Source organism: Corynebacterium wankanglinii, assembly GCF_013601005.1.
GTDB lineage: Bacteria > Actinomycetota > Actinomycetes > Mycobacteriales > Mycobacteriaceae > Corynebacterium > Corynebacterium wankanglinii.
Window position 1 is genome coordinate 223,932 of record NZ_JABFED010000001.1, and the last position, 12,524, is coordinate 236,455.

8 protein-coding genes and 2 tRNA genes are annotated in these 12,524 nt (G+C 62.1%); 1 reads left to right on the top strand and 9 read right to left on the bottom strand.

Translation table 11 applies throughout. The features are described 5' to 3' along the window. Window positions 1-240: 240 nt before the first annotated feature. From HMA55_RS01025 to HMA55_RS01060, 8 genes are all read right to left on the bottom strand, one after another. Window positions 241-4,692, bottom strand: coding sequence for a hypothetical protein (locus HMA55_RS01025; protein ID WP_181191239.1), 4,452 nt, complete (start codon window positions 4,690-4,692; stop codon window positions 241-243). A gap of 265 nt (window positions 4,693-4,957) precedes the next feature. Further along, window positions 4,958-5,572, bottom strand: a complete 615-nt coding sequence (locus HMA55_RS01030) for a prenyltransferase (protein ID WP_181191240.1) — start codon at window positions 5,570-5,572, stop codon at window positions 4,958-4,960. A gap of 80 nt (window positions 5,573-5,652) precedes the next feature. Further along, window positions 5,653-5,823 carry a hypothetical protein gene (locus tag HMA55_RS01035; RefSeq protein WP_235961561.1) on the bottom strand — a complete coding sequence of 57 codons (171 nt, stop codon included), beginning with the start codon at window positions 5,821-5,823 and terminating at the stop codon, window positions 5,653-5,655. A 64-nt stretch (window positions 5,824-5,887) separates the two neighbouring features. Beyond that, window positions 5,888-7,435 carry a phytoene desaturase family protein gene (gene crtI / locus HMA55_RS01040; protein WP_181191241.1) on the bottom strand — a complete coding sequence of 516 codons (1,548 nt, stop codon included), beginning with the start codon at window positions 7,433-7,435 and terminating at the stop codon, window positions 5,888-5,890. Beyond that, window positions 7,432-8,271 (bottom strand): phytoene/squalene synthase family protein, encoded by an 840-nt coding sequence (locus HMA55_RS01045; RefSeq protein WP_308239979.1) that lies wholly within the window; start codon window positions 8,269-8,271, stop codon window positions 7,432-7,434. Before HMA55_RS01045 ends, crtI begins: the two co-directional genes overlap by 4 nt. 170 nt (window positions 8,272-8,441) lie before the next feature. Next, on the bottom strand, window positions 8,442-10,118 hold the full coding sequence (locus tag HMA55_RS01050; RefSeq protein ID WP_235961563.1) for an ATP-binding protein: 1,677 nt from the start codon (window positions 10,116-10,118) through the stop codon (window positions 8,442-8,444). Between the two features lie 237 nt (window positions 10,119-10,355). Continuing rightward, window positions 10,356-10,428, bottom strand: a tRNA-Ala gene (locus HMA55_RS01055). A gap of 17 nt (window positions 10,429-10,445) precedes the next feature. Continuing rightward, window positions 10,446-10,519 (bottom strand) — tRNA-Ile (locus HMA55_RS01060). 501 nt (window positions 10,520-11,020) lie between these two features. On the opposite strand from HMA55_RS01060, the gene HMA55_RS01065 reads away from it, so the two are divergent. Beyond that, window positions 11,021-12,148 (top strand): zinc-dependent metalloprotease, encoded by a 1,128-nt coding sequence (locus HMA55_RS01065; protein ID WP_181191243.1) that lies wholly within the window; start codon window positions 11,021-11,023, stop codon window positions 12,146-12,148. 30 nt (window positions 12,149-12,178) lie between these two features. Here HMA55_RS01065 and HMA55_RS01070 read toward each other — a convergent pair whose 3' ends face one another. Beyond that, window positions 12,179-12,523 (bottom strand): DUF3566 domain-containing protein, encoded by a 345-nt coding sequence (locus HMA55_RS01070; RefSeq protein ID WP_181191244.1) that lies wholly within the window; start codon window positions 12,521-12,523, stop codon window positions 12,179-12,181. Window position 12,524: the final 1 nt, after the last annotated feature.

Sequence of the window (12,524 nt, forward strand, 5' to 3'; positions counted from 1 at the left end):
CACATTTAATCGCAAGATCGCCTTGGAAAATAGTCCGCACCCCCGCACAAGAACCGAAAACGCCGACTGACCCGCACAAACCCATAATCCCGACCCGCTGACCTTGCCCTTTAGACAACACTCAGGAAGAAAAAAGCAAGGTGATCTTCACCACACACCCAGCGATTGTTCAACAAAGCGTGAAAAAGGGTGAATGCCCGGAGATTTGCATCTCCGGGCATTCACCCTTTGCGAAGAGGTTTACTTCTCAGCGGAAGCAGCCTTGTCCTTGGAGGACGACGCCGACTCCTTCTTCGTAGACTCTGCCGACTTGCCGGAAGAGCCGTGCATCAGGAACTCGCTGTCCGTGGCCTCGCCAATCTTGTAGGAGGATGTCATCTCCTCCTGGCCACAGGCGCGCATGACGCCGTCAACGATCAGCAAGCCCAGGGTGATCGCAGCCAGCGAGCCAGCTGCAAGGCCGAGCATCTCCGGGTTCTGCACGGAGAAGGCACCCTGCAGGCCAGCCGCGCGCTGAGCGCGATCATTGTCGTAGATGCCCAGACCGCGCTGGATCTGGTCGTTCGCCTCACGGATCGCGTTGTTGACCTGTGCGGACAGGCCCTCCAGGCCCGGGATCTGGACCTGGGACAGGATGCCCAGCGGGATAGCCAGCAACAGCGGCGCAGACAGACCCACGATAGAGGCGATGCACTTGCCGTCGAGCTCCGAGGAGCCTTTCTCGGTCTGCGTGGTGTTCAGCTCGGCGCCAGCCGCGACGTCGATCACCACACGGACATCGGTGCCCATGCCGTTGTGGGTGCCGTCAAGCACGATGTACTTGTACCCGTTGAGGTAGTCGCCCGGCTTGATCTTCAGCTCGGAGCCTTCAGCGGTGCCCTTACCCGGCACCACGTTGTTCGGGTCGAGCGGCACCAGCTTGGTGCAGGTGCCCTTGGCCGGGTCGCCATCCTCGCACAGCTTGATGTCAACGCTGTTGGAGCCACCGGTGACGTTGACGGTCCAGCCGTCCTTGTTGTTGCCGGTCCACTTGATCTCCGGCAGGGTGTTGCCCTCTGCGAAGTCGGGGTTCTTCGGTACCTCGAGCTCGATGATGCGGACCGGGTTGCCCTCGGAATCAACTTCCTCAACGAGGAGGTTGCCGGTCTTGCCCTCCACCGGGGTGAGCTGGATCGTGCCGTTCGGCAGGGTCTTCTCGGTGACCAGGTCCTTGCCGCGGATGTAGCGGATCTCGTTCTTCGGGTCGCCCTTGATGATGCGACCGGTCAGCTCGTTGACCAGGGTGCCACGCTCTTCGGTGTAGCGCAGCGGCTTCGCCTCAGGAACAATCTTCACAACATCGCGGCGGACGATGACGTCGCCACGCTGCTCGACGATGACAACCTCCTTGCCAACGGACTCCGGACCCTTCGGGGTAACGATCCACTGGCCGTCGCGCTCGTCGATGTTCACCCACTCGGAACCCTCGGTCACCTTCAGCGGGTTGTCGTTGCGACGAACAACCTTGTAGGAGCCGTCGGTGCTGATGGTGTAGGTCTCCTTGACCGTGGAGTTCTTCGCCGGCTTGTTGGTGCCGTCCACGTTGAGGATGTAGCGGTAGAGCACGTTGCCACGCTCGTCCTTCACCAGAACGGTGGTGGTGCCCTTGGCGTCGTCCTTCGGGGTGATGACGAGCTCGTTGCCGTCGCGCACGATGTCCACCAGGTCCGGGCCGTCGATCTCGTAGGTCAGGCCGGACGGCAGGCCGATGCGCGCAGCGCTGTTGCCGTTGAGTTCGACGGTGGACTCAACCGGATCGACCGGGGAAACGTCGAAAGTGAACTTCTGGAGCGGCAGGCCGCGGGAGTTGAGGTTCTCAATGACAACGAGGCCGCTTGCACCAGGAACGAACTTGATCTGGCCCTTTTCCAGGTTGGAGTTCGCAGTGTCAACGAGGTCCTCGCCCTGGGTGATGCGCAGCTCCTGGCCGTCCTTCATGCCGGTGAAGGTGACATCGGAGCCTGCCTTCGCCGGCTTCTCAATCTCCTCGACCGAGCTCGGCACAACGTGGATGGTGTAGGTGACCACGGTCTGGCCCTGGGCGGTCTCGGTGAGCACGACGTCGCCTTCGAAGCCCGGCTTCGGCAGCACTCGGTACTTGCCGTCCTCCATAACCACGGTGACGTTCTCGCCGCCCTTGGTCACTTCAACCTTGTTCGGGGTGTCGCCGACCTTGCCCGGGGTGATGTCCAGGGTGTTGCGGTCGAAGATGGTGCGCTCGATCTCAGCCGGCTTGAAGGTCGGAGCGGCCTTCGGCTTGGCAATCACGGTGTACACGCCAACCAGGATGCGGCCCTCTTCGGAGTTCGCGTCCTTCTTGTACAGGTTGAAAGTGGCGGCACCGTTTTCCTTGTTCACGATGGTCCACTCGCGGCCGTTGCGCTGGATCTCCCAGTTGTCCGGGTTGTAGCCAGCCTGGCCATCAATAGCCTCAAGCTCGAAGTCATCGCCCTCGGCGGTGATCTTCACGGACTCGCCCTCGTTGATCGTGTGGGTCTCCACGTCCACGAGAACGTTGGTGCCCTGCTTGATCTTCAGGGTGTAGGTGTAGACGTTGCCGTCCTTGTCGGTGGCCTCGATGACCACGTCGCCCTCGGCGCCGGACTTCGGGGTGATCACCCAGAAGCCGTCCTCGCCCTTGACGATGCTCTCGATGAGGTCCTCGCCGGAGACGATCTTCGGCTGCTCCTCAACGTTTGCCACCTCGAGCTTGTAGGAGTTGGCGTTACCAATGGTGCGGGTCTGGTTGAAGCGGTCGCCCATCGCGTCGATGTTGAAGATGTAGTTGGTCTCGTTGCCGGTCTTCTTGCCGTCAACCTCCTCGAACACCTTCACCTTGACGGTGCCGCGCAGGACGTTGTCCTTCACCTTCAGGCGGAAGCCGCCCTCGACAGCCTCGGTGTCGGCAAAGTTGCCGCCCTCGACGATCTCGTAGTTCCAGCCCTTGGGCACCTGGATGGTCTGGGAGTAGCTGCCCACACCCACGTTGAAGTAGTGGTTGTTCTGAACAGCCTCGGTGATCTCGACCTGCTCGGCCTTCTCGTTGACCACGTTGATGGTGTACTCGTTGCGGTTGCCCTCGGAGTCAACCACGACGATGCGGACGGTGCCGGTGCCTTCCTTGACCGGGGTGACCTCGAGGACGTACTTGCCGTCTACGAGCTTCTTCTCCACCTTGACCAGGCCGTTGGAGTCGTCGATGAAGTCGATCTTCCAGTCGCCCAGGCCGCCGACCTCGAGCTGCTGGGACTTGTCGGAGTTGCGGAAGTCGAAGGCGTACTTGTACTGGCGGTAGTAGCGCTCAACCTCGGTGGTGCGCTCGATCTTCTCCACGTTGGTCACGGTGGTGTGCACCGTGGAAACGACGGTCTTCGGAGCGGCGGTGACCGTGGTGGTCTCGGTCTCCTCCGGCAGGGTGGTCGTCTCGGTGACGTAGACCGGGTCAGCGGTCTGGGTGACCGTGTTGGTCTTCTCCGGAGCGTCCTCGGTGGCCGTCGGGGTGATGGTCTCGGTCTTGGTCACCACAACCGGCTCGTCCAGGTACTTGGTCACGGTCGGCGTCGGAGCCGTCTCGGTAACGGTCTCGGTGACCGGCTCACGGGTGTAGGTCTCCGTCACACCGGACATCTCCGGCTGAGCCCAAGCGGTGACGGTCTTGTCCGGCTGGGAAGCGGTCTGGGTGATGGTCTTCACCGGCTGGACGCGCTCCGTCTTGGTGATGGTCGGGCGCTCCTCCACCTCAGTGAACTCGGTTGCGCGCACACGCTCGGTGACGGTGACGGTGGGGCCCTTGGCGGTCTCGGTCACGGTCTCCGCGGACGGGGTTACCGTGACGGTCTCACGGATGACGGTCTTGTGCGGCTCGTAGCCCTCCAGGCCCGGCTGCGCCACGATGACGATGCGCTGGTTGGTGCGCTCCTGGTCCAGGTCCGCGTAGACGTTGTAGTTCTTCGGAACCAGCACGGTGACGTACTCGCCGGACTTGACCTTGAGTTGGGAGAACGCCTGCTCGTTCTTGACCAGGTAGAACGCGGACTGGCCGAGCGGCTTGCCGTAGTTCTGGCCGATCTGGAAACCGGTCCACTGCAGGAACTCCTGTTGGGTCACCCTCGGTGCAGTGCCGTTGCTGTTGCCCAGCGTAAACGCGCCGTAGATGTGGCCGCGGAGCTGGTCCAGCATTTCTAGGTTGTTGGAGAGCAGTGCCTGGAGGGCGAAGTTCTTGCGCTTGGCTTCCGCTTCCTGACCTGCGTAGTACGAGTCCAACATGGATTTGGTCAGGTTGATGGCGGCCTTTTGAATGTCCGGGTGAATCTTCAGGTCCCCGCCGTAGTCGTAGTTGAAACCGTAGAAGCCGGAGGTGCCGTCCAGCTTTCGCACGTCGTACTGCGTGTCGTCGAACGGGACGTCCAGGTGACGGTCGATGCACCAGCCCGGGCCGTACACGGTGTCCATCATTTCCATGGCACGGTTGACCTTCTGCGTCGCGTTATATGCAAGCGCAACGTGCTGGTCTGCACTATCGAGCGCGGAGTACTGGCTAGTAATGCGTTGGTCCGCGTCAGCGGACGGAGCTGCGACAGCTACACCACCAAACGCCACCGTGGCGGAAACCATGGTGGCGAGGACGCGCTTCTTAAGATTTGCGTTCTTCAACGGCTTCATTCCTTACAAGTCGGAGGAGATATTCGAAGCAGCCTTGAGATCACCTGAACACGGATCTCCAAACTGATAACTACACATTTAATCGCAAGATCGGCTTGGAAAATAGTCCGCACCCCCGTACAACAATCCAAAACGCCGACTGACCCGCAGAAACTCAGAAAATCGACCCCCTGACCTTGACCTTTAGTCAACACTCAGGAAGAAAAAAGCAAGGTGATCTTCACCACACACCCAGCGATTGTTCAACAAAGCCAATTCAGCGTGCGGCGCTGGCCAGCACGGCAAAGGTCACGGCCGCTCCGGTGAGGTAGTTCAGCCAGAGGAACACCCGCCAGGCTCGATTCACAACAGCGGAGGTAGCGTCGGTGACGTTCCAGAACCTTACCGTGTTGGCAACGTACCCCAGCCCGAGCAGGCCCACTGCCCAGCCGGGTGAAGGCAACGCAAAGCAGAGGGCGGCTGCTGCCAGGTAGAGGGTGGAGGCGGAGCGCGTCGTAAGGCGAGCGCCCAGCTCGGTCGCCACGGAGCGCAACCCCCCGGCGCGGTCGGACTGGACATCCTGCACGGCCCCCAACGCGTGGCTCGCCATCCCCCACAGAAAGAAAGCCGCCAATGCCAGGCCGAGGTAGCCGCCGATGAAAGCGCCGCCGATCAGCGCGCCCACCACTGCGGGCAGCGTGAAGTGCGCGGGCGAGGTCACGGAGTCCAACAACGGAACCTCCTTGAAGCGCAGCGGCGGCGCGGAGTACGCCACCACCGCAAACAGCGCCAGAGCCAGCGCCGCCGACAACGCCCACGTCCCCACCGCAAATAGATACAGTGCGAACGGGATCACGGTGGCGGCGGAGGCGATCAGGAGCGGCCGGTGCATGGACCTGGGCAGCACCGCGCCCTCAACGCCGCCTTTGCGGGGTTGACAATGTCGGATTCGTAATCGAAGACGCCGTTATGTCACGCGCGCAAGAGTCCCGTCAGGTTCATGGTCAGGTAGGTGAGAAAGAACAGGAAGATCGACTCTTCCAGCGGCAGCTGCGGCGCCAGATCCACGCCCACCATGTACGGCGAATCCCCGCGGACACGAGTGCGGCCTTGCGAGGGTTGCGGAAGAACGCGGTTTTCCAACGGTGGTCGATGATCACCATCCCTGCCAGCGAAAACAGCAGCGCCCCCAGGTACGCGAATTGCATCACCGCGCCTCCGGCAGCGCGCCCGGGCTGGTGTCCCCGCGCAGACGCTTGAGCACGTTCTCGGCGGAGATCAGGCACATGGGCACGCCGACCCCTGGCGTGGTGGTGGCGCCCGCGTAGTAGAGGTTGTCCAGCCTGCGGCTCTTGTTGGACCCGCGCAAAAACGCCGACTGCCGGAGCGTGTGCGCCGGTCCGATGGACCCGCCGGACCACGCGTGGTAGCGCTCGGCGAAGTCCGCGGGCCCGAGCGTCTGCTTCACGACGACCCTTCGGTCTAACCCCTCCACCCCACACCACTGCGCGATCTGTTGTATCGCCGCGTCGGCGATGCGCTCCACCTGCCCGCTTGCCTGCTCTCGGTACATGTTGCCGTGGCCGATCGCCTCCTCGGCGGCGACGGGTACCAGCACGAAGAGGTTCTCGTGCCCGGCCGGTGCCACGTCGGGGTCAGTGGCGGACGGCTTGGACACGTAGATCGACCGGGAGGCGCCCAGGGGACGCTGCGCCACAGGGCCGTCGAACACCGCCGCGAAGTCGTCTTCCCACTGCCGGGAGAACAGCAGGTTGTGGTGGGCCAGCTCCGGAATTTCGCCTTCCACGCCGAGCATGACCAGCACGGTGCCGAGGCCGGGGTCGCGCGGGGCGAAATAGCGCTCGGCGTAGGTCTGCTTCTTCTTCGGCAGCAGGCGGGTTTCGGTGTGGTGGAGGTCTGCGGCGGAGACGATGATGTCGGCGGGGAGCCTTTGGCCGTCGATAAGCGTGATGCCCGTGGCCTTGCGCCCGCTGTAATCGATGGCCGCGACCTCGGTGTCGAAGGAGAAGCGCACTCCCTGTTCCACAGCCAGGTCGTAGATAGCGTCCATGACTGCGGCGAAACCGCCCTGCGGGTACGCCACGCCCTGGGTGAGGTCCGTGTGGCTCATCAGGTGGTACAAGCTCGGCGTGCGCGCGGGGTGCGAGGAGAGGAATACCGCGGGGTAGGTGAGCATCTGGCGCAGGCGGGTGTCCGTGAAGCGGCTGGCCACGAAGCGATCCAGCGGCTCGGTGAGGTAGCGCGCGAGCTTGCCGTACTGGCCCGTGATCTGCGCAAACGGCGCGAGCGAGCGGAAAGTGGTGTAGAGGAAGCACTCCAGCGCCAGGTCGTAGGTTTCCGCCGCACTGTCCAGGTACTCGCGCAGCTTCTCGCCGGCGCCGGGCTCTATGGATTCGAACAGCTCGATGGCGTTGTCGCGGCCGGAGGTGACGCCGATAGGCATCTCGCCCTCCGGGAACAGCCTGTACGCGGGGGTGAGCGGCTTGAGGTCCAGCACGTCTTCGGTGCGTTTGCCAAAGAGGGCGAAGAAGTGGTCGAAGGCGTCCGGCATGAGGTACCAGCTGGGGCCGGTGTCGAACCGGAAGCCGCCGACGGTTTCGTTGCCGGCGCGGCCGCCGTAGGTGGGCAGCTTCTCCACCACGGTGGTGCGGATGCCCTCTCGCGCAAGCAACGCGGCGGTGGCCATTCCGGCCACACCGGCGCCGATCACTATGGCGGTTTTCGGCTGTGTCATGCGGTTGTCGCTTTCTTCATGGCCCGGGCTGTGAGCCATAGCTTGCGGTGGTTGGGCACGCCGATGCGCGTCGTCTGCAGCTGCGCTGCCGGCGTCGTCGCGATCTTGGAGTTGAGCTCCCGATACAGCGCCTCGGCTGCGGCCACTCCCCCGCGCACAGACCGCGGCAGAAGCGCGATGGCCTGCTGGGCGCGGTCCAGCTCGGCGGTGATGCCGTTGGTCAGGGAGAGCTTGAGATCGTCGTCAAGCTGGGTGCCAAAGTACGCGCGCCCCAGCGCACGACGGTCCTCCCCCAGGTCACGCAGGAAATTGACCTTCTGAAACGCGCTGCCGAGCGCGCGGGCGCCGTCCTCCAACACACGGCGATCCGCGGACGCGCGGTCGCGCATGAAAATGTCCAAGCACATCAGCCCGATCACCTCAGCCGAGCCGTATATATAGGTATCCAGCTCCTCCGGAGTGAACTCCGTCTGCGTCAGATCCGCGCGCATCGAGGCGAAAAACGCCTCCATGTGGCTGTTGTCGATGTTGCACGCGCGGTGGGTGCGCGCCCACGCGTGCAACACCGGATCCGTGTGGAAACGGTGGCGCGGCGCGTGGAGCACCTGCTCCTCGTACAGGTCGAGGGCGGTTTCCGGGCACTCGTTGGCCTGCTCTGCCGCGCCGTCCACAATCTCGTCCGCAATGCGTACCACGGCGTACAGGTTGCGGACGTGCGTGCGCTCCGGCCTCGCCAACGCCTTCGTGGCCAGGGAAAAGCTCGTGGAATACCGTGCGATCACCTGCGCCGCCGCCTTGTCCGCCATGGCGTCGTAGCGGGAGAGGGAGGTGTTCACGGCTGTGAGCTTACCGTGCGGCCACGGCGCTACTCCTTGGACTTGTCGTAGGTGGCGGCGGCGATAATACTGGTGGGAAAATTGTCGTTCTAGAATTCCCACTTTCACACTTTGTCTACCCGCCATTTCGGAGTTTCATTCTGACTTTGACAGTGAAAAGTGCGAAACTCTCAGTACTTCAACCGATACGTCGTGCCCCGGCGGCCTTGACCGCCGAGCATGACCACGTGCCCGTGGTGGAGAAGGGGTTCAAGGGCGTAGCGCACTTGCGCCACCGAGAGGCCCGTCGCCGCCTGCAACTCCTTCAACGTGACCTGTGCGCCAGGAGTAAACGCCCGGTAGACGGAGGGAACGTTCTTGCCAAGGGAAGCCAGACCATCAGTGTGGAACGCGGCGGTGATGTCGGACCGCGGGGCCTCGAACCTCAGTGTGTCGCTCCGGGTTCCAGGCAAGGTGTACCGGCCGTCAGTCTCCTGGAGTACCCCTGTCTCCGTGAGCCTGTCCAACATCCTCTTGCAAAACTGTTCACTGTAAGGCGAGTAACGCTGCAGGATGCCGGAAAGCGTGGCACCACCGTGATTCCGCAGGTCCACCAGAAGATCTTCCTCCGTCGGGGTCAACCGCAGCCCGTCGCGCTGCAACCCCTCCAACCAGTCATCCTCTTCTTTCGTGAAACGGGATCCGCGCGGGAAGAGAACCTTGAATTCGACACCGTTGTCTATGAACTTTGGTTTGGGCAGGCGAGCCTCCCGGATCGCAGTCAGGATTTCCTGAATGCCGCCACCTTCTCCCTCAATTACACGCTCCCCGTCATCCATGCGGAGGTAACGCGCGATCTCGTACAGACGCTTATTTACCGGGGCTTTAGTCAGTGAAGGTGCCTCAAGCTGAGAAACAGATAGGCCACGCAAGCCGCCTGGGCTGACAATTATGAGCATGCGCTCCGTGAGCCTGATCTCCACCTTTTTGCCCACGTCCACCGAGGGCCCAAGGTCCCGGTGCACCAGAGCGTTCGAGAGCACTTCTCGGATAGCGCTTGGAGGAAACTCCGGCTGATCCACTAAGTGGCCGTTTTCGGTGTAGCGGCTTACGGTGTCCGCATTTCGCCGAATCCAGTCCATCGCTTCCGCCAGCATCACGGGCAACGGACCCTCGATCTCAGTGAGGTTCCTGTTTCGGCCGGCTCCTTCCCCTCGAGCCAGCCGCACCGCCGCTGTCGCTCCAAGTGCTGGCTCAACCGATTGCGGGAGGTAGCCCAGCGCGTACAAACCGCCAAGTCGAACGTTGCCATGGCTGTCCGTAACGTTAGTGACCTGCAGTAGCTGAGTGACATCGTCGATTTTGGCTATGCGGCTCCGGGAAGCACGCACCGTTTTCATGTATGTGTTGAGCACGCTGGTGTCAAGCAAGGCGGAATCGGTTCCCGGCAAAGATTCAAAATCGAAATGGTGCTGCTGGGTCTCAGTCAGTGCCGACAGCGACAGCATTTTCAAGTCATTCGAATTCATCACGTAGTCGCCGTCGGCCTGGCGCAAAAATGGTTTACCCTCGAACTTCGCCGGCTTTTCTGAAGGCAGAAGTGGCGTGACTTCCACAACGACTACGTTCTTCCCGTCAAGCACGTGGTGGAAAAACTCCAACTGTGGCGCCGGTGTCACCGCACTCCGGTTCACGTTTACCACGGATTTCTCCATCTTCGCGGGCTCGGCAACGCCGGTGACTTCGAACCCACGCCGTTCACTCACCCCAAGAATGAGCGCGCCAGCTTGTGGCATGTTCGCAAACGCGCACAGCGTCTCGCCGAGTTGCTCAGGGACTCCCCCACCTGCTGTTTTGCACTCAACCAAGCTTGTATCGTCCCCAAACGCGCGCAACTGGGAAAGGGTTTCACGCAACCGTCGCTCAGTCCAAGACACAGCTCACACTATATTCTCACTTTCACACTTTGTCTACCTGCCATTTCGGAGTTTTATTCTGACTTTGGCAGTGGAAAGTGCGAAACTCATGCTCACTTTCGCGGTGGAAAGTGCGAAGTTTACATCGCAAAGCAAAAAGGCTCCCCCGCATGGGAGGGAGCCATTCTGTGGAGCATAGGAGAATCGAACTCCTGACATCCTGCTTGCAAAGCAGGTGCTCTACCAACTGAGCTAATGCCCCGTCGCCCTTTCGGGCAGTGGGCCTAGCAAGAATCGAACTTGCGACCTCATCGTTATCAGCGATGCGCTCTAACCGACTGAGCTATAGGCCCTTGGAACGAATAGGAATATTACAGAGCACCCCACATACCTCCAAATCGCCAGCGTGTGGCCTAAATACGAGCGCTTGCTTCACGACGTTTCAACCTTCGGTTCGCCGGGGGTAGCGGGAGGGGGTAGCCAGGCGGGGAAAGTGGTGAACAATCCGGTGTTCCGCTACTCGTCGGCGTTTTCTATAGCAGTTTATGCGACCGCTGGGCCAGAAAGCTGCTGGTGACGGTCCCGTCCCCTTTCGTACTATCTTAGCTGCATTTTATGCATGCATAATTTGACGGTGCCAGAGGGGGCTGATCGTTGAACAAAGTGCGCCGCCTGCGACCGGATTGCTGAACAATCCGCCAGCTAGTCGGCCTAGAAACGTTGAACAATCCGCGGCAAGTGTTGAACGATCCGGCTGCGCGTACTCCCCGGTTTACCTGCGCATACACCTTGCATAAAGTCATGGTCATCGAAGCAGCCCGTATCAACCACCGGACACTCAAGGAGCAAACGAGATGCGCGCAGATATGAAGGCCAACGCCGCAATTGCCGGAACACTTGCCGCCGCACTGGCCTTCACCGGCATCCAGCCCGCTGCCGCCGACGAGACGGCAGCGCAGGATCCCTCCGCCCTCGTTTCCCTCGCCGAGGCCGAGTACGCGATCGACTCCGACAACGACGGCCTGCCGGACGACTGGGAGACGGGCGGCGTCGTGCTCAAAGACGGCACCGAGCTGCCGCTGCACGAGTGGGGCGTCGACCCCAACCGCCCGGATCTGTTCCTCCAACTCAACTGGATGGCGCCGCACAACGGCGCAAGCTTCGCTCCATCCGCGCAGTCGCTGCAGGACATCGTCGACCTCTTCGACGAGCACGGCATCACCCTGCACATCGACGCGGGCGAGACCTTCACCAACATTGCGAACTACACGGAGTTCCACGGTGGAGAGGTCCTCCCCTACTCCCAGTACTACTTCAACGGTGAAGTCACGGGGATACGCCTGCTCAAGGACATTGAGACGCACCTAGGCGACCGCTCCAACGTGTTCCGCCTCGGTCTCATCGGCGACCAGATCGACCGCGGCAACATGGCCACCGGCGTTGCCTTGGTGGGTGACAGCGCCTTCTTCGTGGGCAAAAACTCGCAGATCACTACCGACGAGCAGCTGCGCAACGCCATCCTCCACGAGTTCGGCCACACCCTCGGGCTGCGCCACAACGGTGCCGCGGACGCGACCCGCAAGCTGCCCCGCAACCACGCCGCTTCCCCGGATTACGTCTCGGTGATGAACTACAACCAACAGTTCTCCCACTTCAACTACTCCGAGCGCGGATACACCGCGCAAGGGACCGACGGCCCGATCGAGGTCCCGGCCGACTGGGACGCGCTCGTGCTGAACACCCCGCGTATCGGCCACGACGCCATCGAGCTCGGCGTCAGCTTCGTCTCACAGGGCGCAGCTGTCGGCCACGCCCCCGCTGCCCCGGTGGAGACCAAGGCCGAGAAGCGTGAGGTCCAGGTTGAGGCCCCCGTCACGGCCGGTAAGAACACCAACGTGGCCGCCATCATCGGCGCCGTCGTTGCAGCCCTCGCTGTGTTGGGCATCGCCGGTGCCGCCTTGAACGGCCTGCTGGCCTTCTAGCTGGCGTAGGTAAAGCCGGCAGGTGACGCCCTACTTCGCCCGGTTGGACATGGTGAAGCTGATGCCGCCCACCAGGTCCGCGACAGCGTTGTAGATGACCACCGTCAGCGGGGCCATGATCACCTGGAACAGGAACCCGACAAGGCCCAGGAGGCCCGCGGCAGACATGGCCAGTTTCATGTCCACCACTTGGTCGCCTCCCACGCCGCCGATGAGCGAGTTCACCGAGTCCACAACCCCGGCGCGCTCCAGGCCGTAATAGACCAGCAGGCATGCGCCCATCCAGGCAATAAACCCGACCATTGCCAGCAATGAGGCCACCTTGAAGGTGGATCCGGCGCCGATGTTGCGCACGGTCACTTTTCGGACAGCCACG